At 71.8% G+C, this 22,282-nt stretch carries 18 protein-coding genes; 13 read left to right on the top strand and 5 right to left on the bottom strand.

The genetic code is table 11. The annotated features are described in order from the left end of the window. The first annotated feature begins 54 nt into the window (after positions 1–54). From RC1_RS16350 to RC1_RS16335, 5 genes are read left to right on the top strand one after another with little or no spacing between them, the layout of a single operon-like run. Positions 55–1,068 (top strand): AAA family ATPase, encoded by a 1,014-nt coding sequence (locus tag RC1_RS16350; RefSeq protein WP_012568551.1) that lies wholly within the window; start codon positions 55–57, stop codon positions 1,066–1,068. A 52-nt stretch (positions 1,069–1,120) separates the two neighbouring features. Beyond that, complete coding sequence (locus RC1_RS16345) at positions 1,121–2,053, top strand: DUF58 domain-containing protein (RefSeq protein ID WP_012568550.1); 933 nt, start codon at positions 1,121–1,123, stop codon at positions 2,051–2,053. Then, on the top strand, positions 2,053–3,153 hold the full coding sequence (locus RC1_RS22290; protein WP_234703786.1) for a BatA domain-containing protein: 1,101 nt from the start codon (positions 2,053–2,055) through the stop codon (positions 3,151–3,153). The genes RC1_RS16345 and RC1_RS22290 overlap by 1 nt, the downstream gene beginning before the upstream one ends. Next, the gene (locus RC1_RS22285) at positions 3,116–4,828 is read left to right on the top strand and encodes a DUF4159 domain-containing protein (RefSeq protein WP_234703785.1); all 1,713 of its coding nucleotides are present in this window, start codon (positions 3,116–3,118) and stop codon (positions 4,826–4,828) included. Before RC1_RS22290 ends, RC1_RS22285 begins: the two co-directional genes overlap by 38 nt. Continuing rightward, positions 4,825–6,894 (top strand): membrane protein, encoded by a 2,070-nt coding sequence (locus tag RC1_RS16335; RefSeq protein WP_012568549.1) that lies wholly within the window; start codon positions 4,825–4,827, stop codon positions 6,892–6,894. Before RC1_RS22285 ends, RC1_RS16335 begins: the two co-directional genes overlap by 4 nt. Positions 6,895–6,932: 38 nt before the next feature. Here RC1_RS16335 and RC1_RS16330 read toward each other — a convergent pair whose 3' ends face one another. Together RC1_RS16330 and RC1_RS16325 are read right to left on the bottom strand one after the other, a co-directional pair. Further along, positions 6,933–7,979, bottom strand: coding sequence for a hypothetical protein (locus RC1_RS16330; protein WP_012568548.1), 1,047 nt, complete (start codon positions 7,977–7,979; stop codon positions 6,933–6,935). A 159-nt stretch (positions 7,980–8,138) separates the two neighbouring features. Beyond that, positions 8,139–9,419, bottom strand: a complete 1,281-nt coding sequence (locus tag RC1_RS16325) for a hypothetical protein (RefSeq protein ID WP_012568547.1) — start codon at positions 9,417–9,419, stop codon at positions 8,139–8,141. Positions 9,420–9,915: 496 nt separating this feature from the next. Here RC1_RS16325 and RC1_RS16320 point away from each other — a divergent pair, with 496 nt between their 5' ends. Together RC1_RS16320 and RC1_RS16315 are read left to right on the top strand one after the other, a co-directional pair. Further along, positions 9,916–10,407 (top strand): RNA pyrophosphohydrolase, encoded by a 492-nt coding sequence (locus RC1_RS16320; RefSeq protein ID WP_012568546.1) that lies wholly within the window; start codon positions 9,916–9,918, stop codon positions 10,405–10,407. A gap of 294 nt (positions 10,408–10,701) precedes the next feature. Continuing rightward, a complete protein-coding gene (locus RC1_RS16315; RefSeq protein ID WP_012568545.1) occupies positions 10,702–12,642 on the top strand; it encodes a hypothetical protein in 1,941 nt (646 codons plus the stop codon). A 33-nt stretch (positions 12,643–12,675) separates the two neighbouring features. On the opposite strand, the gene RC1_RS16310 is transcribed toward RC1_RS16315, so the two are convergent. Both RC1_RS16310 and RC1_RS16305 read right to left on the bottom strand, forming a co-directional pair. Further along, positions 12,676–13,548: a prephenate dehydratase gene (locus RC1_RS16310; protein ID WP_012568544.1), complete on the bottom strand. Its 873-nt coding sequence runs from the start codon at positions 13,546–13,548 to the stop codon at positions 12,676–12,678. 10 nt (positions 13,549–13,558) lie between these two features. Then, positions 13,559–14,332, bottom strand: coding sequence for a 3-deoxy-manno-octulosonate cytidylyltransferase (locus RC1_RS16305; RefSeq protein ID WP_012568543.1), 774 nt, complete (start codon positions 14,330–14,332; stop codon positions 13,559–13,561). Between the two features lie 232 nt (positions 14,333–14,564). Between RC1_RS16305 and RC1_RS16300 the strand changes: the two genes are divergently transcribed. Continuing rightward, positions 14,565–15,167 (top strand): c-type cytochrome, encoded by a 603-nt coding sequence (locus RC1_RS16300; RefSeq protein ID WP_012568542.1) that lies wholly within the window; start codon positions 14,565–14,567, stop codon positions 15,165–15,167. A 199-nt stretch (positions 15,168–15,366) separates the two neighbouring features. Further along, positions 15,367–16,188: a histidinol-phosphatase gene (gene hisN, locus RC1_RS16295; protein ID WP_012568541.1), complete on the top strand. Its 822-nt coding sequence runs from the start codon at positions 15,367–15,369 to the stop codon at positions 16,186–16,188. Positions 16,189–16,218: 30 nt separating this feature from the next. Here hisN and RC1_RS20380 read toward each other — a convergent pair whose 3' ends face one another. Next, positions 16,219–18,351 carry an ATP-binding protein gene (locus tag RC1_RS20380; protein WP_012568540.1) on the bottom strand — a complete coding sequence of 711 codons (2,133 nt, stop codon included), beginning with the start codon at positions 18,349–18,351 and terminating at the stop codon, positions 16,219–16,221. A gap of 370 nt (positions 18,352–18,721) precedes the next feature. On the opposite strand from RC1_RS20380, the gene RC1_RS16285 reads away from it, so the two are divergent. From RC1_RS16285 to RC1_RS16270, 4 genes are all read left to right on the top strand, one after another. Continuing rightward, complete coding sequence (locus tag RC1_RS16285; protein WP_012568538.1) at positions 18,722–20,167, top strand: porin; 1,446 nt, start codon at positions 18,722–18,724, stop codon at positions 20,165–20,167. A gap of 228 nt (positions 20,168–20,395) precedes the next feature. Continuing rightward, complete coding sequence (locus tag RC1_RS16280) at positions 20,396–21,325, top strand: 2-hydroxyacid dehydrogenase (protein WP_012568536.1); 930 nt, start codon at positions 20,396–20,398, stop codon at positions 21,323–21,325. A 115-nt stretch (positions 21,326–21,440) separates the two neighbouring features. Beyond that, the gene (locus tag RC1_RS16275; RefSeq protein WP_012568535.1) at positions 21,441–21,767 is read left to right on the top strand and encodes a type II toxin-antitoxin system PrlF family antitoxin; all 327 of its coding nucleotides are present in this window, start codon (positions 21,441–21,443) and stop codon (positions 21,765–21,767) included. Beyond that, positions 21,758–22,246, top strand: coding sequence for a type II toxin-antitoxin system YhaV family toxin (locus RC1_RS16270; RefSeq protein WP_012568534.1), 489 nt, complete (start codon positions 21,758–21,760; stop codon positions 22,244–22,246). Before RC1_RS16275 ends, RC1_RS16270 begins: the two co-directional genes overlap by 10 nt. Positions 22,247–22,282 lie beyond the last annotated feature (36 nt).

Genomic DNA, 22,282 nt, shown 5'->3' with positions numbered 1-22,282 from the left:
ATAATGGGCCCGTCTTCGTTCGGACACCCCCCGCCGCCACCCTGGAGAGCCATCGTGAGTGCCCTCGACCTGTCCCGCCCCACCGCCGACGCCCAGGCCCTCGTGCGCGAGGTGGACGCGCTGGGCCAGCGCCTCGCCACCGTGCGGGAGATGATCGGCCGGGTCATCTACGGCCAGCAGACGGTCGTCGATCTGTCGCTGGTGACGCTGCTGGCCGGCGGGCACCTGCTGCTGATCGGCGTGCCGGGGCTGGCGAAGACGCGGCTGGTGGAGACGCTGGGCACCGTGCTGGGCCTGGACGAGCGCCGCATCCAGTGTACCCCCGACCTGATGCCGGCGGACATCCTGGGGTCCGAGGTGCTGGAGGAGGACGAGGGCGGTCGCCGCGGCTTCCGCTTCATCCCCGGCCCGGTGTTCAGCCAGCTCCTGATGGCGGACGAGATCAACCGTGCCTCCCCGCGCACCCAGTCGGCGCTGCTGCAGGCGATGCAGGAGGGGCGGGTCTCCGTCGCCGGGCACTACCACCCGCTGCCGCGGCCCTTCCATGTGCTGGCGACGCAGAACCCGCTGGAGCAGGAGGGGACGTATCCCCTGCCGGAGGCGCAGCTCGACCGTTTCCTGATGCAGGTGGACGTGGCCTATCCCGACCGCGACGCCGAACGGCGCATGATGATCGCCACCACCGGGGCGGAGGCCGCCGCGCCCAGCGCCGTGCTGGGGCCGGAGGACCTGATGGCGGCGCAGCGGCTGGTCCGCCGCGTGCCGGTGGGCGACAGCGTGGTGGACGGCATCCTGGATCTGGTGCGGAGCGCGCGGCCGGAGGAGAGCGACCTGCCGGAGGTGCGCCGCAACGTCGCCTGGGGTCCCGGCCCGCGCGCCAGCCAGTCGCTGATGCTGGCGGCGCGCGCCCGCGCCCTGCTGGACGGGCGGCTGGCCCCGTCGCTGGACGACGTTCTGGCCCTGGCGAAGCCGGTGCTGAAGCATAGGATGGCGCTGAACTTCGCCGCCCGTGCCGACGGCGTCACCCTGGACGACGTGATCGACCGGCTGTGCGCGCCCCTGGCCTGACGGCGCCGCCGCGCCGCCGCCCCCGCTCCCGCGTGACAGGTCCCGGACCCGAATGAGCCGCCCCCCCGCCACCGCCACCGCCCTGCGCGCCCAGCACCGGGCCGAGACCCTGGCCCTGCGCCTGCCCCCGCTGCTGGTCGCGGCCGAGCGGGTCGCGGCCACGGTGGCGCAGGGTGTCCACGGCCGCCGCCGCGTCGGCACCGGCGAGAGCTTCTGGCAGTTCCGCCGCTACCAGCCCGGCGACAGCGCCCAGATGATCGACTGGCGCCAGTCGGCGAAGAACCGCCATGTCTTCGTGCGCGAGAACGAGTGGGAAGCGGCGCAGAGCGTCTGGATCTGGCGCGACGACTCCGCCTCCATGGACTGGCGCTCCGACCGCGACCTGCCGACCAAGCGGGAGCGGGCCGACCTGCTGGCCCTGGCGCTGGCCGTGCTGCTCGTGCGCGGCGGCGAGCGGGTGGCGCTGCTGGGCAGCGGCGTCGCCCCGTCGGCCGCGCGCAGCATCCTGCCGCGGCTGGCGCTGCACCTGACCGGCCCCGCCGCGGCGGCCGGCGGCAGGGACACGGGCAGTGACGCGGGCCGGGACGGCGACGGCGTGCCGCCGGTGGAGGCGCTGCCGCGGCACGCCCGGATCGTGCTGGTGGGCGACCTGCTGGGACCGCTGGAGCGGGTGCAGGCCACCGTCGCCGCCTACGCCAACCGCGGCCTGCGCGGCCATCTGGTGCAGGTCCTGGACCCGGCGGAGGAGACCCTGCCCTTCGGCGGCCGGGTCGAGTTCACCGGGCTGGAAGGCGAGGCGGAACTGCTGGTGCCGCGCGTCGAAGGCATCCGGGACGCCTATCTGGAGCGGCTGGCGGCACAGAAGACGGGCCTGTCCGATCTGGCCCGCGCGGCCGGCTGGAGCTACAGCGTCCACTGCACCGACCGACCGGCGCAGGTGCCGCTGCTGTCCCTCTGGGGGGCGCTGGCCCAGGAGGCCGTGTGATGCTGAGCCTGGGTCCGCTTGCCTTCGCCGCCCCCTGGGCGCTGCTCGCCCTGGCCGTGCTGCCGGCGCTCTGGTGGCTGCTGCGGGTGACGCCGCCCGCCCCCCGCACCGTCGCCTTCCCCGCCATCCGCCTGCTGCGCGATCTGGTCAGCCGGGAGGAGACGCCGCAGCGCACGCCGCCCTGGCTGCTGCTGCTGCGCATCCTGCTGGCCGGACTGGTGATCCTGGCGCTGGCACGGCCGCTGCTGAACCCCGACGCCGCCCTGCCGGGCAGCGGTCCGCTGCTGCTGGTGGTGGACAACGGCTGGGCCGCCGGCCGCGACTGGCCGGCGCGGCAGGAGATGCTGGGGCGGCTGATCGACCAGGCCGACCGGACCGGGCGCGAGGTGGCGATCCTGCCCACCGCCCCGGCCGCCGCGACCGGAGTGCCGCGCCTGATCGGACCGATGGTCGCCGCCGACGCCCGGCGGGAGGCGCAGGCCCTGCAACCGCAGCCCTGGCCCGGCGACCGGCGGGCGGCACTGGCGGCCCTGGACGACCTGCGCCCGCGCGGCAGCATGCACGCCATCTGGCTGTCAGACGGGCTGGGAGCCGATGGACCGGGAGCCGGCGGCGATGCGGATCTGGCCGCGCGGCTGGTGCGGCTGGGCGGGGTGGAGGTGGTGGAGGACGGCCCCGACCGGCCGGCCCTCCTGCTGCGTCCGCCGGTGGCGGACGGGTTGTCGCTGCTGGTGCCGGTGGAGCGCGCCCGGAGCGGACTGCCGCAGCCGGTGGCGGTGCGCGCCAGCGGCGCCGACGGCCGGCTGCTGGCTGCGGGCAGCGGTGCCTTCGCCGCCGACGCGCGGCGGACGGAGGTGCGGCTGGACCTGCCGACGGAACTGCGCAACGAGGTGACGGAGGTCCGGCTGGACGGACAGTCCACCGCCGGCGCCACCATCCTGCTGGACGAACGCTGGCGCCGCCGCCCGGTGGGGCTGGTCTCCGGGCCGGCCGGACGCCGAGGCGCAGCCGCTGCTGTCCGACCTCTATTATCTGGAGCGCGCCCTCTCCCCCTTCGCGGAGGTGCGGCGCGGCACCATCACCGACCTGCTGCAACGTGACCTCGCCGTGCTGGTGCTGGCGGATGTCGGCTCGCTCTCCGTCCCGGAGGCGGAGCGGCTGGCGGAGTGGGTCCAGGGCGGCGGCATGCTGGTGCGCTTCGCCGGGCCGCGGCTGGCGCAGAACGCCGACACGCTGGTGCCGGTGCGGCTGCGGGCCGGCGACCGCGCCCTGGGCGGGGCGCTGTCCTGGTCGGTGCCGGCGCGGCTGGCCCCCTTTGCCGCCGACGGACCGTTCGGCGGTCTTCCGGTGCCGGCCGACGTGACCGTGGCCCGGCAGGTGCTGGCCGAACCCTCCGTGGACCTGGGGGAGCGGACCTGGGCGCGGCTGGAGGACGGCACGCCCCTGGTGACCGCGGAGCGGCGCGGCAGCGGCCATGTCGTGCTGGTCCACACCACCGCCAGCCCGGAATGGTCGAACCTGTCGCTCTCGGGGCTGTTCGTGCAGATGCTGCAACGGCTGGTGGCGCTGTCCGCCGGCGTCGCCGGGGAGGCGGAGGCGGGCGGTGCCCTGCCGCCGCTGGAACTGCTCGACGGTCTGGGCCGGCTGGTGCCCCCGCCGGCGACCGCCTTCCCGCTGGCCTCCGAACGGCTGGCGGAGACGCCGCCCGGCGACCTGATCGGGCCGCGGCACCCGCCCGGCTTCTACGGCACCAGCGAGGCGCGGCGGGCCCTGAACCTGTCCGCCGCCGTGGCGGAGCTGCGCCCGCTGGAAGGGCTGCCGCCCAACGTGGCGCGCGGGCTCTACGGCAGCCGCGGCGAGCTGGACCTGAAGCCGGCCCTGCTGACCGCGGCGCTGGCCCTGGCGGTGCTGGACCTGTTCATCGGGCTGGCCCTGCGCGGCCTGCTGCCGCTGCCCCGCCTGCGGTTCCGGCGCGGCGGCATGGCGGCCGGGCTGGTGCTGCTGCTGGCGGCCGGCCTTGCCGCCGGGCTCCGGGCGGACGGGGCGCGGGCGCAGCCGGTGACCGGCGGCCCCGATGCCCGCGCCGTGCAGGCCAGCACGCAGAACTGGCTGGCCTATGTCGAGACCGGCGACCGCAGCGTGGACGCGACCAGCCGCGCCGGCCTGCAAGGACTGGCGGAGCAGCTCAACCGCCGCACGGCGGTGGAGGCGGCGGGGGCCATGGCGGTGGACCTGGAGACGGACGAACTGGCCTTCTTCCCGCTGATCTACTGGCCGGTGACGGAGACGCAGCCCGCCATCTCGGACGCGGCCCGGCAGCGCTTGAACGAGTATCTGCGCCATGGCGGGCTGATCCTGATCGACACCCGCGACCGCGGCTTCTCCATGGGCGGCGGCTCCCGCCTGGAGGAGCTGCTGCGCGGGCTGGACATCCCGCCGCTGGCGCCCGTGCCCCCCGACCATGTGCTGACCAAGGCCTTCTATCTGTTGCAGGACTTCCCCGGCCGCTATGTCGGCGGGGCGGTCTGGGTGGAGGCGGAGGAAGGCCGCGCCAATGACGGCGTCTCCGGCGTGGTCGTCGGCGGCAACGACTGGGCCGGCGCCTGGGCCGTGGACGCGCAGGGCCGCGCCCTGAACGCCGTCGTGCCCGGGGCCGAGCGCCAGCGCGAGATGGCCTACCGCTTCGGCGTGAACCTCGTGATGTACGCCCTGACCGGCAACTACAAGGCCGACCAGGTGCATGTCCCCGCCATCCTGGAGCGGCTCGGCCAATGACCGGCACCTCGATCGCCCTTTCGCCCCTGGTGCCCTGGGCGGTGCTGCTGATCCTGGCGGTGCCGGCCCTGGCGGGCCTGGGGCTCGGCCTGATCCGCCGGGCGCGCGGCACGCTGCTGCGCGCCCTGGCCCTGGCCGTGCTGTTCGTGGCCCTGCTGAACCCCGCCCTGGTGCAGGAGGAGCGCGAGCCGATCAAGGACGTGGCCGTCATCGTCGTGGACCAGTCGCCCAGCCAGAACGTGGGCGAGCGCCGGGCGCGGGCGGAACGGGCCCTGGAGGACCTGCAGCGCAGGCTGGCCCGCTACGACGATCTGGAGGTGCGCGTCGTGCGCACCGCCGACGCCGCCGGGGCCGAGGGGGCGGGCATCGAGCAGACCCGGCTGCTGGAGGCGATGAACCGCGCCGTCGCGGACGTGCCGCGCCGCCGCCTCGCCGGGGCCGTGCTGCTGACCGACGGGCAGGTCCATGACGTGGCAGAGGCACTGCCGACGCTGGAGGGCTTCGGCCCCGTCCACGCCCTGCTGACCGGCGAGCGCGACGAGGGCGACCGCCGGCTGGCGGTGGTGCAGGCGCCGTCCTTCGGCATCGTGGACCGGCCGGTGACGGTGACCGTGCGGGTGGACGATCTGCCCGGCGGCACGGGCGGCATGGCGACCCTGGTGGTGACGCAGGACGGCGGGACCGGCCGGCCCTACCGCGTGCCGGTGGGGCAGGAGATCCCCCTCACCTTCACCCTGACGCACGGCGGCCAGAACGTCGTCGAGCTGGAGGTGGACCGCGGGCCGGAGGAACTGACGCTGGCCAACAACCGCGCCGCCATCGTCGTCAACGGCGTGCGCGACCGGCTGCGGGTGCTGCTGGTGTCGGGCGAGCCGCACGCCGGCGAGCGGACCTGGCGCAACCTGCTGAAGGCGGACCCGTCCGTCGATCTGGTCCACTTCACCATCCTGCGCCCGCCGGAGAAGAACGACGGCACGCCGATCCGCGAGCTGTCGCTGATCGCGTTCCCGATCCGCGAGCTGTTCGAGATGAAGCTCGACGAGTTCGACCTCATCATCTTCGACCGCTACCGCCGCCGCGGCGTGCTGCCGAACATGTATCTGGCGAACATCGCAGACTATGTGGAGAAGGGCGGCGCCTTCCTGGAGGCCAGCGGCCCGACCTTCGCCACGCCGCTGTCGCTGTTCCGCACGCCGCTGGGCACCGTGCTGCCGGCGGAGCCGACCGGGGAGGTGCTGGAACAGCCCTTCACGCCGACGGTGACGGAAGTCGGCCGCCGCCATCCGGTGACCGCCGGGCTGGCGGGACCGGACGGCCGCGGCGACTGGGGCCGCTGGTTCCGCCAGATCGCCACCACGCCCAGCCGGGGCACCGTGGTGATGGACGGGCTGGACGGGCGGCCGCTCCTGATCCTGGACCGGGTCGGCCAGGGCCGGGTGGCGCAGCTCACCTCGGACCAGATCTGGCTGTGGAGCCGCGGCTTCGAGGGCGGCGGGCCGCAGGCGGAACTGCTGCGCCGGCTGGCGCACTGGCTGATGAAGGAACCGGCGCTGGAGGAGAACGACCTGCGCGCCCGGGTGGAGGGCAACCGCATCACCGTGGAGCGCCGCGCGCTGGAGCCGGACCCGCGGGCGGTCCAGATCACCTCCCCCTCCGATGCGGTGCAGGAGCTGAGCCTGGAGGAACAGGCCGACGGGCTGGAGACGGCGACGCTGCTGGCGACCGAGCCGGGCATCTGGCGCGTCAGCGACGGCGAGCGGACGGCGCTGGCCGTGGTCGGCGCCGTGAACCCGCCGGAACTGGCGGACATGCGCACCTCCGCGGACCCGCTGGAGCCGGTGATGCGGCGGACGGGCGGCGGCGCCTTCTGGCTGGCCGAGGCCGCCCCGGACACCCGCCGCGTGCGCCCCGGACGCGACGCCGCCGGGCGCGGCTGGCTGGGCCTGCGCGCCAACGGCGACCATGTCGTCACGGGCGTGGACCAGGCGCCGCTGCTGCCCTGGATCGCCGTGCTGGCCCTGGCGCTGGGGCTGCTGCTGGCGGCATGGCGGCGGGAGGGCCGCTGAGGCGGAAGGGCCGGCGGAACGGTGGCAGCGCGGACGGGTCAGCCGCCGCGCTGCCAGACCTTGCTGATGAGGAAGTTCTGCGCCAGGAACTGGTAGAAGCGTTTGAGCAAGACTTCCACCTCCGGCGTCTTCTCCATCGCCTGGTCGTTCCAGGCCTCGATCTGGTCGTCCCAGATCATCAGCGCGGTGTGCAGCTCGTCGCGGATGCGGCGGATGAAGGCGACCTGGGCGTCATAGGTCTTCAGCACCGCCATGATCTCGCCGGTCTGGCCGTCGAGCTGCTGGAACAGATCCTCGAAATGGGCATAGGGCGACTTCACCAGCGTCTGCATCCGGGCGATGTCCGACAGGAGCTGCTGGTCGCCGCGGAACACCCGCTTGGCCTGACCGAGCCTGGAGACGATCTTCTGCACCAGCCCGAAGCGGTCGCGCAGCGCCTCGATGTAGGACAACTCGCGGGCCAGGGAGTCCACCCGGTCCACCACCTCCTGCTTGCGCTCCTCCGGGATGCCCATGCGCTGGGCCAGCAGGGCGAAGGCCTCCTGCGTGCGCTGCTTGGTCTGCGGGTCCTCGACGATCTGTTCGAGCTGGTAACGCTCGGTGATGACCGTCTCCTTGCCGGTGATCCAGGAGACGAGCTGAAGCGCCAGCCGGCCCCGGGCGATGTTCAGGTGCCGTTCGTCCACCCGCCAGGAGGCGGAACCGTCCAGCAGTTCCCGCGGGATGCTGTCGCCGGGCCGGATCTCCTTGACGTATTTCAGGCCACGCTCGACCACCTGGAGCAGGCGGCCGTCGTCGCTGCGCTCGTCGATATCGAAGGTCTGGCGCAGGGTGCGGAAGGGCAGCTTGCCCCAGACATCGCCCAGATGGACGTTGTAGACCGCCTCGCCGGTGTCGCGGGCCAGGCTGAAATACCCGCCGGCCAGGGTGAAGACCTTGTTCCTGAAGACGAAATGGGTGCTCGGATCGCTCCCCTCCGGCGCCGGAGCAGGCTCCTGGGCCGGCGCCTGGACCTGCGGTTCCGCCCCGGCGGGCCGGGCGCCGTCGCCATCTGCGGGAGAAGGGGTGCCGGGGGCGGTGGACATGGCCGTCGATGGATGCCTGTGGCTGGCGGATGGTCGCGCGGGCGGCGACTCCCCTCCTGTTACGACAGGATGGCCCCGCCGTTAAGCACCCCCTCCGCATAGGAGGCCGGCTTCGCGGAGGTTTGAGGGAGGCGGCGGGCCGCGGTACCGGCCATCGCTTCAGTCATCACTCATGACCTTGGCGGTCTTGATGGCGTCATGGATCAGCACGCCCTTGCGCAGGATGTTGTCCACGACGCGGCCCTGCACGAGGCCGATCCCGGCCCGTTCCGCGAACATCAGGCCGCTGACCGTACCGCAGCGGGCCAGGACGAAACGGCAGTTGTGCTGGGCCCGGATCTTCTCGGAAAAGGTCGCGTACTCGTCCTCCGACATCAGGTCCATGTCGTCGGACCAGATGATCTTGGCGTAGTCGCAGGCCATGTATTCCAGGTCCATGTGCGTGACCCAGAACTCGTTCAGCCCGTCGATGCAGATCCGGTAGCCGCGGGTGGCGGCGAAATCCACCACTTCCTTGTACAGAGAAATGTTCTCGACCAGATCGGCCTTGTTGATCTCCAGCACCACGTTGCCGCGGAGATCGGTGGTCAGCCGCTCGTCGAACTTGATGAAGGAGGCCGACAGGATGGTGGAGAGGTTCAGGTTCAGCCCCAGCCGGCGGCCGCGCAGGAAGTCCACCCCGTAGTTCAGCGCCTTCAGCACCGACTGATCCAGGTTGGCGGTGAAATAGCTGAACAGCCACTTGTTGGCCGTGATGTCGAACTGCGGCGACAGCCGCTCCTCCAGCGCCTTCACGGCGATGTACAGCTCGAAATACTCGAATTCGTTCTGTTCGGCGTTGTGGATGTTGATGACCGGCTGGTTCAGCATGAAGGGCGACAGATCAAACATCTGCACGGCGCGTTCGATCTTGCCCAGTTCCTCCAGCGTGATCGGCGGCTTGGTCTGCTGCACCGCCTGTTCGCCGCTCACGTCCTTCTGCAGTCCCTCCACGAAGCGCAGGACGTTCACGAAGTTCAGCGACAGCTCCATGATCGAGTAGAGGCTGTCCTCCCCGTAGGGGTTGCGCCGGACCATGATGGTCCGCGCCAGCATCAGCTTCTCGATCTTCTGGCAGACGTCGGAGATGAGGGAGAACTTGATGCCCTTGTAGAGGACGATCACGTCGTCGTTGGAGAGGTTGAAGACCTGGAGATAGGCGGACTGGTCCGCCGTCTCCTGCATGGCGCGGCGGATGGACATGATGTCCAGGTGCGTCTTGTCCTTCAGCAGCGACATGTGCAGATGGATCAGGCGCAGGCCCTGCACCTCACGCTTGGCGGACTGCAGGAGCGTCAGAAGCTTCTGGTCGTCGTGCTCCGGCTTCTCTGCAAGCGGCGCTGCCCGTTCGCCCGGCTTGACCCGGACCCAGTCGCGCTTGGGTGCATTCGGACGATTCATCTCCGTTCCTGGCCCGCCGTGATCCGTCCCGGTCCGTCCCCGGTCCGCCCCTGATCCTTAACCGCGCCCCGACCGCCCGTTCCGCCGGCCGGTGCCGACGTCCATTCTACATGCGTCGTCCCCACGATGCACCGTTCCGTCGGCAGGACTAGCTCCGCGATGCATCAAACTATACGAAATTGTCGGAAAGTGTAACCTGTTCCTCCGGTCCTGCGAAAACCTCGCCGACGGTCGCGGGATGTCTGCCGGCTGGAGACGCAGGCGCGTGAAATCCGGGAACATCGCGCTGCATGCGGTACTGCGCGGGCCGGCGTTGATCACGGTCGGATCGGGACCAGGCGATCAGCCCCGGATGCCCCCCGCGACCCGGACAGGTCGCCGGCTGCAACCCCGGACAGATACCGATGGCGGGACAGCGGAACCGCCCACCATGCCGCCACCGTGCCGGCTGCATCCTGCGGACGATCGGTGTAGGGTGCGCCCTTCCCGTTACCGGATGCCGCGTGCCATGAAGATCGACCCTGAGACCCTTCCCTACCGGCCCTGCGTCGGTGTCATGCTGCTGAACCGGGAGGGCCAGGTCTTCGTCGGCCGGCGGCTGGACACCCGCGACGCCTGGCAGATGCCCCAGGGCGGCATCGACCCCGGCGAGACCCCGCGCGAGGCGGCGCTGCGCGAGCTGGGGGAGGAGATCGGCACGGCCAAGGCCGAGTTCCTGGCGGAAAGCCGCGACTGGTACCGCTACGACCTGCCCCCGCATCTCCAGGGCAAGGTCTGGGGCGGCCGCTTCCGCGGGCAGGAACAGAAATGGGTGCTGTACCGCTTCACCGGCACCGATGCGGAGATCGACCTTGCCACCGCGCACCCGGAATTCGACGCCTGGCGCTGGGTGCCCATGGACGACCTGATCCGCCTGATCGTGCCTTTCAAGCGGGAGATCTACACCAAGGTGGTGGCAGAGTTCCGCGATCTGGCGGCCGGCGGCTGACGGCGGGCCACCACCTCAGCAAATGAACGGGGGCAGAGGCTCGCGGCATCAGAAACCCGGGTCCGGCAGGCCTGTCCAGCCGGGTCGTGCGGTCTGATGACAGGCGGCCGATGCAATCCGGCCGAACGGAGGTTTGGGCCTACTGCATCATGCCACTCCAGTTTTGTTCAAGCCGCCAATCCGTCCCTTCGGGATCACCTCCCCTGCCACAGCTTGGTGTATTCTATGCCGAGTAATGAAAACCATGACGCCAACGCCGGTAAGGTGACAGTCTTCGTACTGGGCCTTTGCCTGGTGTCGATCATTGTCTTCTATGTCCAGACCGCGCTGTGGTCGCCGCCCTCCTTCGATGGCGGCCTGAACCTGAACGTCGCCCGCTCGCTGCTGGAGGGGACGGGCTACGGGAGCTACTACAACGGCTTCCGCCTGTTCCCGATCGAGACGCAGACCAATGCGCCCTACGTCTTCCCCGCCGCGCTGGCCTTCGGCGTGCTGGGGGTGGGGCTGTTGAGCAGCCAGGTGGTGAACCTGGGCTATGTCGTGCTGTTCGCGCTGGCGCTCTATGTCGCCCTGCGCCGGCGCGAACGGCCGGCCGTGGCCCTGCTGGCGGTCGTGCTGGCCGTGCAGGCGCCGGGCATGGCCGAGTACGCCATGAACGGCTATGGCGAGGTGCCGGCGCTGGCCTTCCTGTTCGCCGCCCTGGTGCCGCTGGCCCGCGCGCTGGAACGCGGCGCCAGACTGCGCGCCGCGGCACTGGCGCTGCTGGGCGGCGTGGCGCTCTCACTGTCCTTCCTGACCAAGACGGTGGCGCTGATCTGGGTGCTGCCGGTCTCCGGGCTGTTCGCGCTGCTGGCGCTGGGCCGCCCCGGCCGCTGGCGGCTGCTGGCGGCGCTGGCCCTGGGGCTGGCCGGGCCGGTGCTGCTCTGGGAGGCGTACCGCCTGCTGTCGCTGGGCGGCCTCGACGCCTATGTCGGCTGGTGGATGCCGCAGATCGGGGAGATCCTGTCGCAGTCCGGCGTGGAATCGGAGCTACAGGACACGCCGGGCGTGCTGGCCAAGGGCTGGACCCATCTGGGACTGCTGGCGGAACAGACCGGCACGCCCTCGCCGCTGCTCCTGCTCTTCTGGCTCCTGCCGGCGCCGGTGGTGCTGGCGATGCTGGGGGCCGATCTGCGCGCCGGCCGGTACGGCCGGCTGCTGGTGCTGGGCAGCGTCGCCGGCGTGGCGGCCGCCTATGCCCTGTGGTGGCTGTTCGTGACACCGACGGAACAGGCCTGGCTGCGCCGGATCATGAACGGGCTGGTGCTGCAGGAGGTGACCATCCTGCTGGTCGCCACGGCCTGCGCCCGTGCCGCCTGGAGCGGAGCCGCGCTGCCCCGGCGGGTGCCGCGGATGCTGCCCTTGCTGCTGGTGCCGCTGCTGGCACTGCCGCTGGCGGCGCTGGGCTTCAACGGCCAGCTCGTCTTCCGCTCTGCCGAGCCGCCGCCTGCCGTCGCCGCCGAGGTGGACGTGGCGGAAGCGGTCGCGGCCCTGCCGGCGGACGCCCGCCTGTTCGGCAAGGGCTGGTGGCAGGCGCCGGTCGTGGCGCTGCTGTCCGGACGCCGCATCGACGATATCGAGACCTGGTCGCCAGAGGCGGTCCGCGCCGGACCAGGAAGCTATCTGGTATGGGACCGCTATGCCCTGGCGCTGGCCCCCGGCGGGCTGGAGGAACTGCGCCGTCTCTACGCACTGGAGCCGGTGTTCCGCAGCGATGGCGGGGCCGTGTTCCGAATCCTGCCCGTGCAACCAGAGGCCCTGCCCTCGGACCGGCTGCAGCGGGTCGTGGACCTGGGCACGGAGGACTATCCCCATGTCGCCGGCGTCCATCCGCGCGAGGCCGGCTATCGCTGGGCCACGCCGGAGGTGACGGTCACCCTGGAACGGCGGTCGGAGACGAGGGTCGCGGCCGGCGTCACGCTGGTGGAGGGCGTCATCGGGCTGGACGGCGGCAGCGCCCCGGATGGCGGTCCGGTGATGCTGCGCCTCTCCATCCCGGGCTGCGCCGAGGCGGAACTGCCGGTCCGGAAGCCGGGGGCCTACCGGATCGAGGCACCGATCACCTGCCCGGCCACGCCGGAGCCCGGGCCTGTCACGGTCCGGCTGAGCCTGAACAGCCGCATCGATCCGGCACGCGCAGCCCCGGACAAGCGGGTACTGGGCTTCCTGGTGCAGGATATCGGGGTCTGGCCCTGACGGGCCGGGCTGCGCGGACGCCGCCGGGCGGGATCAGTCCTCCCCGGCGGCGTCCTCGCCCTGCTTGATGCGGAACGGGTGCGCCGGATAGACGCCCAGGATCGTCACCTCGCGGGCGAAGAAGGCCAGCTCCTCCAGCGCCAGCCGCAGGGGCCGGTCCTCCGGGTGGGCTTCCACCTCGACATAGAACTGCGCCGCGGTGAAGCGGCCGTCCACCAGATAGCTTTCCAGCTTGGTCAGGTTGACGCCGTTGGTGGCGAAGCCGCCCAGCGCCTTGTAGAGCGCGGCCGGCACGCTGCGCACGCGGAAGACGAAGCTGGTGACGCACGGGCCGGACCCGCGCGGCGGCACCACCGGCTCGCGTGCCATCACGACGAAGCGGGTGGTGTTGTGCCGGGCGTCCTCGATCCCCTCGGCCAGCACGTCCAGCCCGTAGATCTCCGCAGCCAGCCGGCTGGCGATGGCGCCCTGGGCCGGGTCGTTCCAGCGCGCCACGTCGGCCGCCGCCCCGGCCGTGTCGGCGTGCGTGACAGGGGCCAGCCCCCGCTCGCGCAGCCAGCCGCGGCACTGGCCCAGCGCCTGGACATGGCTGTGGACCTGCCGCAGCCCCGCCAGCGTGGCGCCCTTCGGCGCCAGCAGGCAGTGGACGACGCGCTGGTAATGCTCGCCGATGATGTGCAGCCCGCCCTTGGGCAGCAGGTGGTGGATGTCGGCGACACGGCCGGCGACGGAGTTCTCCACCGGGATCATGGCCAGCCGGGCCCGGCCCTCGCGCACGGCGGCGAAGGCGTCCTCGAAGGCGGCGCAGGGCAGCGGCTCCATCTCCGGGAAGACGCTGCGGCAGGCGAGGTCCGAATTGGCCCCGGGGGCGCCCTGGTAGGCGATGATGTCGGCGGGCTGGCTCACGGTCGGGTCCTCAGGGCAGGGCCGGCCGTGCGCCGGTCCGGGGGTCGAGCAGGGCACGGGCGCGCTCCAGGTCGGCGGCCGTGTCCACGCCCAGCGGCACGGTGTCCACGATGGCGACCGCGATCGTCATGCCGGCCGCCAGCGCCCTGAGCTGCTCCAGCTTCTCCCGCCGCTCCAGCGCGGCCGGGGGCAGCGCGACGAAGCGGGCCAGCGCCTCGCGCCGGTAGGCGTAGAGGCCGATATGGTGGAACAGCGGCCCCTCGCCCCACGGCGCGGTGGCGCGGGTGAAGTAGAGCGCGCGGCCGTCGCGGGCGCCGGGCGCCAGTTCCACCACCGCCTTCACGACGTTGGGGTCGGTCCGCTCCTCCACCCGCACGATCTCCGCCGCCAGGGTGGCGATGTCGGTGCCCGGCCGGGCCAGCGGCCCGAACACGGCGCGGACCGCCGCCGGGTCGATGGTCGGCAGGTCGCCCTGCACGTTGACGACGGCATCGTGCCGCCCGTCGGGATCGACGCGGCAGACCGCCTCCCACACCCGGTCGGAGCCCGACGGATGGGCCGGGTCGGTCAGCACGGCCCGGCCGCCGGCGGCGGCCACGGCGTCGGCAATGGCGGCATCGGCGCAGGCAACGACGACGGGGCCGATGTCGGCCTCCCGCGCGCGGTCGAGCACATGCGCGATCATCGGGCGGCCATGGATGTCCGCCAGCGGCTTGTCGGGCAGCCGCGAGGCGGCGAGACGGGCCGGGATGACGATCAGGGGGTTGCGCGGAGCGGCGGTCATGATCCCCGCTGCCTGCGGCATTCCGCCCCGCCGGTCAAGCCCCAATCACGGCCTGCGGCCGCATGTCCGCCGCGGGGCCGACACGGTGGTGCCACACCGGACATGCCGGATGGCTTGCCCGGAAAGGGATGGCGGCGGAATGTCCGGGGGCGTGGACGGTTCGGGATGGGAACGGTATTGTCGCCAGCGCAAAATGGACCGGACCACACCGGCAGACAGGGAAACGGGAGTGATGGCAGGAAGCGACCTCAACAGGATCATGATGGCGGTGCTGGGAGCGATCCTGCTCGCCATGATGTGCGGCTTCATCGCCGACCAGATCGTGAAGCCCAAGCAGCTTGCGGAGAACGCCTACAAGGTGACGCTGCCCGAGACGGCGGCAGCCCCGGCGGAAAGCACCCCGGGCGCGACCGCGTCCGGCACCGGGGCAGCCGATGCCGCCCCCGCCGCGGCGGGCGGACAGGAGGCGGGCGGGCCCGAACCGATCGCGCCGCTGCTGGCCGCCGCCGATCCCCAGGCGGGCCAGAAGGCGAGCCGGCCCTGCCTGGCCTGCCACACCTTCGAGAAGGGCGGCCCCACCCGGGTCGGGCCGAACCTCTGGAACATCGTCAATGCCTCGCACGCGCACATGGAGGGCTTCGCCTATTCCGACGCCATGAAGGCATTGCAGGGGAAGCCGTGGGACTATGAGGCGCTGAACCGCTTCCTGGCCGACCCGCGGGGAACCGTGCCGGGAACCAAGATGATCTTCGCCGGCATCAAGAACCAGAAGGACCGCGCCGACCTGATCGCCTGGCTGCGCACGCTGTCGGACGAGCCGGCGCCCCTGCCCTGACCCCGGCCCCGCGGGCGGCGGCCCGACCCCCCGCGGGCAGCAGCCCGACCCCCCGCGGGCAGCAGCCCGACCCGTCGCACCGGCCCTCCGGCGCGATCCGTCGATTTGATCCGTCGCAATCGCGGGACCGGAATTCCGGTTAACATCGGGGGCGGCCAGACGGCCGCCCCTTTCCGTTCACCCCGGCGCGGAGACCATCATGACCGGCGCACCCCCCCAGACAGATCCGGCCGCGGCGCCCCCTGTCGCCCCCTGCCCGCGGGAGCTGATCGCCCTGGGCCAGCGGCTGGCAGAAGCCAGCGGCGCCGTCATCCGGCATTACTGGCGCACCCGCGTGCCCGTGGACATCAAGCCGGACGAGACGCCCGTCACCATCGCCGACCGCAAGGCGGAGGAGGAGATCCGCGCCATCCTGGCCGAAGAGAGACCGGACGACGGCATCCTGGGCGAAGAGCAGGGATCGTCCGGACTGGACCATGACTATGTCTGGAGCATCGACCCGATCGACGGAACCAAGTCCTTCATGACCGGGCGGCCGCTGTTCGGCACGCTGATCGGCCTGTTCCGCGGCGGCGTGCCGATCCTGGGCATCCTGGACCAGCCGGTGCTGGAGGAACGCTGGGTCGGTGCCGTCGGCCACCCCACCCTGTTCGAGGGCGACGCGGCGAGGGTGCGCCCCTGCCCCGCGGTGGCGCAGGCGGTGCTGACGGCGACGACGCCCGACATGTTCGGCCCCGGGGAGCGCGACGCCTTCGCGCGGCTCTCGAAGGCGGCGCGCTACACGGTCTACGGCAGCGACTGCTACGGCTACGGGCTGCTGGCCGGCGGCTTCGTCGATCTGGTGGTGGAGGCGGGCCTGAACACCTGGGACTGGGCCGCCCTGGTCCCGGTGGTGGAGGGGGCCGGCGGCATCATGACCGACTGGCAGGGCCGGCCGCTGCGGCTGGGGTCCTCCGGCCAGGTGATCGCCGCGGGCGATGCCCGCACCCACCGCGAGGCGCTGGCGCTGCTGGCCGGCTGAACGGCCCTGGGGGGCAGGAGGCCGCCCCCGTCAGGCGCGGGCGGCTTCCGGCAGGTAGATCCGGCCGCGCGGCAGGGTCACGGTGACGGTGGTGCCCGCGCCGGGATCGCTGGCGATGGCGAGGTGACCGCCATGCGCCTCGACATAGCCCCGGACCAGGGGCAGTCCCAGCCCGGGAGCGGTCTGCCGGGCCGTCCCCTCCGCCTCCCCGGCGGCAGGGGCCTCCCCGAACGGGCGCAGCGCGGCGCGGACCTCCTTCTCGGTCATGCCGACCCCCTGGTCGGCCACCTGCAGGGTGAAGATGCCGCCCTCTCCCGAGGCGCGGACCTGAACGTGGCTGCCGCGCTCGCTGTGGCGGATCGCGTTATCGAGCAGATTGGCAAGGATCTGGCGCAGGCGGGCTTCGTCCGCCAGAACGCGCAGGCCTGGGGGCCGGATATCGGCCCCCAGGGTCACCCCCAGGCCGGCGGCCCGGGTCGCCCCGAGGCGCAGGCAGCGATCGACCAGCCCCTGGACGTCCGTCCAGGATTCGCGCAGATCGAGCTGCCCGGCCTCGATGCGCGCCAGATCGACAAGGTCGTTGGTCAGCCGCAGCAGGTGCAGCCCCCCGTCGTGGATGTCCTGGGCGTAGTCCCGGTAACGGTTGTTGCCAAGGCTTCCCAGCAGTTCGTCCCGCAGGATCTCGGAAAAGCCGATGATGGCGTTGAGCGGGGTGCGCAGTTCGTGCCCCACGGCGGACAGGAAGCGGCTTCTGGCGCGACCGGCGCGCTCGGCCGCCGCTTCGACCTCCTGCAACCGCTCGCGCAGGCCGGAAAGCTCGGACAGGTCGCGCGCCAGCACCAGAAGCAGCGGCCCGTTGCCGTCCGCCACCGCCAGCAGCGCCAGATCGACCGGCAGCGCCGTCCCGTCGGCCCGCAGCAGCGCCGTGCTGCACCAGACGGGCCGGCTCTCCTGCGCCGCCTGTACCGCCATGATGCGGAAGCCGGCACGTTCGGATTCCGTCAGCAGGTCGGCGAAGGGGCGGTCCAGCACCTCCTCCGGATCCCGCAGGCCGAGAAGGCCGCCGCCGCCCGGATTCATCAGCATGATGCGGCCGTCGCGCAACAGCGCCACCATGTCCGGCAGCGCCTGCAGCAGCCTGCGGTAACGGTCCTCGCTGTGGCGCAGGGCATTCGCCATCTCCACCCCCTCGGCCGCGGATGCCTGGGCGCGGGCCAGGAACAGGGCTGTCAGCCCGACCATGGCGGCGATGATGCCGAACAGGAACCAGCCGGTGCGGCCGAGGAAGTCCCGCGCGGGGGCCGGCGGAGACCAGATCAGCAGACCGGCGGGCCGGCCGTCGGCGGTGGCCAGCGCCAGCCCGACAGGGATCGCAGCGTCGGTCGCCGTTCCCGCCGGTTCGAACCTCAGCGGTCCCAGCATCAGCGGGGCGGCCAGCCGCTCCAGCATCGTACCCTCCAGCGGCTGGATCATCACCAGCACGGCGCCCGGGGCGGGACGGTCCTCCCAGCGTTCCCAGCGGATGTCAGCCGCCGCGGCCAGGGCGGGCCGCCCGTGGTGGAGGACGATGCCGGTGGCCGGATCGTCCGTCCGTGCCGGCACCGACCGGGCTCGGGCCGCCAGGGCAATGATGGCCGGGTCGGCCGGGGTGCCGGTGAGGTCGGCGACAAGGGTTCCCTGCTCCAGCAGCAGGGCGATCCGGCCGGCATCATCCACCACCGCCGTGGCGGCGATGCCGAAGGAGGCGTCCAGGCTGGCCCCGAGATTGCGCCGGGCCCAGCCGGGATCGGGGGCGACCAGCAGATTGGTCACCGCATCGTCCCACAGGGCGTAGTCGCGGACATTGTTGCCCAGGGCACGCTCGGCCTGGGCCAGGGCCACCTCCACCATGCGGTGGGACTGCACCGCCATGGCGCGGTCCTGTTCGCGCGCACCCAGGATCAGGATGCCGGCGACCGCGGCGACGGCGACCAGAAGCAGCAGGATGACGGGAACGAGCAGCGGCAGTTGCGCCCCCCCGCCCGGCAGCGCCTTTTCCGGTCCGCCCGGAAGAGCCGGGAAAAACGCACGCGGCCCCGCCACACCGGGGGACGTCGCATCCCTGCCGGCCATGGTCACGGTATCGCTGTCGGCGTCTCCCCCGTCGCCCGTCGCCCCACCCATGGTCCCCGCACCGTTTTCCTGCGCCGTTTCCCCGCGCCGGCCCTGCGCTCGCCAACATTGCTCGACTGAATCGCGTTCTCAACCTTTTTGTGCGGACGGATTCTCCGCCCCCGTGGATGCCTGGTCACATTCTCAGCCGGACGGGGTAACCCGTCCCCCGCGCAAAAGGATGTGTGGCGCGACAGGCACAGTGGCGCCGCGCCGTCAGGTTGAAACAAAACTGAAATCTCAGTTCATTAGAGGTGTCATACAGCTTTGGTAGGGCTTCGGCGGCCTGGAACACCATTTCCGATCGGGGGCCCGGATCGCGTTCGGGAATCCGTGGGTGTTGCGGGCACCACGGCGTCTGAATCCCGAACGGAGCACAACAATGACGTTCAAGACCACCTTGCTCGCCGGCACCGTCCTCGGTGTGGCGACGCTGGCGTCGGGCACCGCCCTCGCCCAGACCCCGGCGGGCCAGACCGCCTCGCAGCAGGCCCAGATCGAAGCGCTGAACCGTCAGATCCAGGCGCTTCAGAGCCAGATGACGTCGCTGAAGGAGTCGCTGCAGAAGGACATCTCCGCCGTCGGCAAGAAGGTGTCCGACGCTCCGACCGTTTCGGTGGAAGGCGGCCGTCCGCGGTTCCGCACCGCCGACAAGGCGTTCGACATGGCGATCCGCATGCGCGTCCATGCCGATTACGGCGCCTGGTTCCCCGAGGAGGACCAGGGTATCCCCGACCTGACCGACGGCTTCAACATCCGCCGCGCCTTCTTCGGCATCAACGGCACCGTGTACAATGACTGGGCCGTCGAGCTGACCTTCAACGCCGCCCCGAACCGCGGCAACGGCATCGAGTTGCAGGCCGCCAACGTGTCCTACCGGGGCATCAAGGGCTGGACCTTCGACATCGGCGTGATGCAGCCGAAGTTCACCCTGGATGACAGCACCTCCTCCAACGACATCCCGTTCATGGAGCGGGCGCCGGCCGCCAACTACATCGTGAACATCGGTGCGTCCGACGGCCGCACCGCCATCGGCGTGACCAACCGCAGCGACCGCCACATCGTCGCCGCCTACGTGACCGGCAACCGCATCGGCACCGGCACCGGCGACGACCAGGTGAACATCCTGGGCCGTGCCGCCTATCGCGTCATCGACACCAACATGGGCGGCATGGGCATCGGCGCTTCGGGCGTCTATCAGGTCCAGCCCGAAGCCGGCACCACCAGCGCCGGTGGCACCGCGATCCGCTTCGACGACCGGCCGGGTGCGCGCATCGGCTCCAGCACCCAGCGCCTGACCCGTTCGGTCAACATCACCAACATCGACTCGGCCTATGGCTACGGCGTCGATGTCGGCGGCAACTACCGCAACCTCTGGGCGGCGGGCGAGTACACCGTGTTCGGCGCCAACACCAAGGAGCGCGTTCCGGGGACCAACGCGGTCAACCCGTTCAACGACCCCGAGTTCGACGCCTTCTACGTGTCGGCCGGCTATGTGCTGACCGGCGAGCGCCGCAACTACACCGTCGGCGAGTTCGCCGGCGTGAAGCCGGCGTGGCCGTTCACCCCGACCGGCGGCATCGGCGCCTGGGAAGTGGCCGTCCGCTACAGCCAGGCCGACCTCGTGGACGCCTCGGCCGGTGCGGGCAGCAGCGGCTCCTCCTTCGACCGGCCGGGCAAGGAGACGCTCTGGACCTTCGGCCTGAACTGGTATCCGAACGCCGCCATCCGCTTCATGCTGAACTACATCATGGCGGAGAGCGACAAGCCGACCGGCAAGGACGTCGAGGCCGACATCCTGGCCGCCCGGGTACAGTTCCAGTTCTGATGCGGTTCTGATCGGCCGCTCCGATCAGGCAGCCTTGAACCCCGCCGGCCTGCCCGGCGGGGTTCTTCTTTGGCGGCAGCGATCCGGTTCCGGTTCAGACCGCAACCAGGAAAGCAGCGCCGTATCCGCCCGGATAGGCCCCCGACCGACCCCGGCCGGCAGGGGTTTCCCGTTCCGCCCCCGTGTGGGATAAGCGGTGACGTGTTCCTCCGCTAACGGCTTGCTGCCATGACGCTTCTGTTCGTTTCCACGCATGAGGACCCCGCCGCCTGGACGGCGGAACTGCGCACCCGGCTCACCGAGGTGCCGCTGCGGGTCTGGCCGGAACTGCCCGATCCCGACGCCGTCGAGTACGCCCTGGTCTGGGCGCCGCCGCCCGGCCTTCTGGCCACCCTGCCGAACCTGAAGGTGGTGTTCTCCGTCGGTGCCGGCGTCGATGCGCTGCTGGCCGATCCCGACCTGCCGCGCGTGCCGCTGGTCCGGATGGTGGAGCCCGGCCTGACCGAGGGCATGACCGACTATGTCTGCCAGCAGGTGCTGGCCTGGCACCGCCGCGGTCCCCTGTTCGCGCGCCAGCAGCGCGAGGCGGTGTGGCGCCCCGTGCTGCACCAGAAGCTGGCGCGCGAGCGCAAGGTGGGCATCCTGGGCATGGGTGCCCTGGGCGCCGACGCCGCGCGGACCCTGGCCGCGCTGCGCTTCGACGTCGCCGGCTGGAGCCGTACCCCGAAGTCCCTGCCCGGCGTGCAGAGCTTCCACGGGCCGGAGGGGCTGGCCGCGTTCCTGGCCCGCACGGAGATCCTGGTCTGCCTGCTGCCGCTGACGCCGGAGACGGACGGCATCCTGGACCGCCGGCTGTTCGCCGCCCTGCCGCGCGGGGCCGTCGTCATCAACGCCGCCCGCGGCCGCCATCTGGTCGAACAGGACCTGCTGGCGGCGCTGGATTCCGGCCAGCTTGCCGGGGCCACCCTGGATGTCTTCCGGGAGGAGCCGCTGCCGCACACGCATCCGTTCTGGAGCCACCCGAAGGTGGTGGTCACCCCGCACATCGCCGCCATCACCCAGCCGCGCACGGCCGTGGCGCAGGTGGTGGAGGGCATCCGCCGCCACCGCGCCGGCCTGCCGCTGGAGCATGTGGTGGACCGCGACCGCGGCTACTGACACCGGAGGGCGGCCATCCCCGGGGTGGCCGCCCCGCGGACCGTGCCCCGCAACAGGCGCCTTGACAGGTAATGAATTCCCATTACCCTTTCTCCCCTCGGACAGGGAGGATGTCATGGCGCCTGCGGCACGGATCGAGAAGATCTGCACGGTGACCAGCAAAGGGCAGACGACGCTTCCGCTGGCCATCCGGCAGTTGCTCGGCGTTCCCGACGGTGGACGCATCCGCGTCCGGACGGAAGAGCGCCGGATCGTTCTGGAGGCGGTGGAGGAGGAGCATACCGACCCCGCCATCGGCGCCTTCCTTGCCATGATGGCCGCGGACATCGCCGCAGGCCGGGTTGAGCGGCTGCCCGACGATCTGACCGATGCGCTGCGGCAGGCGCTGGACGGCATCGAGGTCGATCTCGACGCCCCCATCGAGGGGGACGTGTGCCTCTGACCGCGGGCGGCTGGACGCTGCTCTTCCACGGCATGATGATCGGCCAGATCCGCTCCCTGAGCGAGGCCTGTGCGCGGGCGCGGGCTTCGGACCCGGACGGTTACCGGGCGAACGCCAATGTCCGGGTGCTGGCTGCCGTGGCCAGGCTGGTCCTGGAGATCATTCCGGCCGATCCCGGAAAACCGGACTACCGCATCGGCAATACGATGGGAGAGGCGTACCGGCACTGGTCGCGCGCAAAATTCGGCCAGCGGTTCCGGCTCTTCTTCCGCTACGACAGCCGGGCCCGGATCATCGTGTTCGCCTGGGTGAACGACGAGAACACCCTGCGCGCCCGCGGCAGCCGGACCGACCCCTACGCGGTGTTCAGAGCCATGCTCGGGCGCGGTACCCCGCCCGACGACTGGCCCCACCTGCTGAAGGCAGCGGAGGAGCTTCCCGACGACCTGCTGGGGGCGTTACGGGATCCGGGTCCCTGATCCGCACCGGAGGACGGCCCCCTCTTTCCAAGGCAG

It is taken from the genome of Rhodospirillum centenum SW, assembly GCF_000016185.1.
Classification (GTDB): domain Bacteria; phylum Pseudomonadota; class Alphaproteobacteria; order Azospirillales; family Azospirillaceae; genus Rhodocista; species Rhodocista centena.
This window is presented reverse-complemented; position numbering and strand designations above follow the sequence as displayed.

Coding starts and splice junctions, on each gene's coding strand:
- RC1_RS16300 (WP_012568542.1), top strand. CDS start 14,565: ATGGCAGGAAGCGACCTCAACAGGATCATGATGGCGGTGCTGGGAGCG.
- RC1_RS16335 (WP_012568549.1), top strand. CDS start 4,825: ATGACCGGCACCTCGATCGCCCTTTCGCCCCTGGTGCCCTGGGCGGTG.
- RC1_RS16330 (WP_012568548.1), bottom strand. CDS start 7,979: ATGTCCACCGCCCCCGGCACCCCTTCTCCCGCAGATGGCGACGGCGCC.
- RC1_RS16305 (WP_012568543.1), bottom strand. CDS start 14,332: ATGACCGCCGCTCCGCGCAACCCCCTGATCGTCATCCCGGCCCGTCTC.
- RC1_RS22290 (WP_234703786.1), top strand. CDS start 2,053: ATGCTGAGCCTGGGTCCGCTTGCCTTCGCCGCCCCCTGGGCGCTGCTC.
- RC1_RS16285 (WP_012568538.1), top strand. CDS start 18,722: ATGACGTTCAAGACCACCTTGCTCGCCGGCACCGTCCTCGGTGTGGCG.
- RC1_RS16325 (WP_012568547.1), bottom strand. CDS start 9,419: ATGAATCGTCCGAATGCACCCAAGCGCGACTGGGTCCGGGTCAAGCCG.
- RC1_RS16320 (WP_012568546.1), top strand. CDS start 9,916: ATGCCGCGTGCCATGAAGATCGACCCTGAGACCCTTCCCTACCGGCCC.
- RC1_RS20380 (WP_012568540.1), bottom strand. CDS start 18,351: ATGGGTGGGGCGACGGGCGACGGGGGAGACGCCGACAGCGATACCGTG.
- RC1_RS16275 (WP_012568535.1), top strand. CDS start 21,441: ATGGCGCCTGCGGCACGGATCGAGAAGATCTGCACGGTGACCAGCAAA.
- RC1_RS16345 (WP_012568550.1), top strand. CDS start 1,121: ATGAGCCGCCCCCCCGCCACCGCCACCGCCCTGCGCGCCCAGCACCGG.
- hisN (WP_012568541.1), top strand. CDS start 15,367: ATGACCGGCGCACCCCCCCAGACAGATCCGGCCGCGGCGCCCCCTGTC.
- RC1_RS16280 (WP_012568536.1), top strand. CDS start 20,396: ATGACGCTTCTGTTCGTTTCCACGCATGAGGACCCCGCCGCCTGGACG.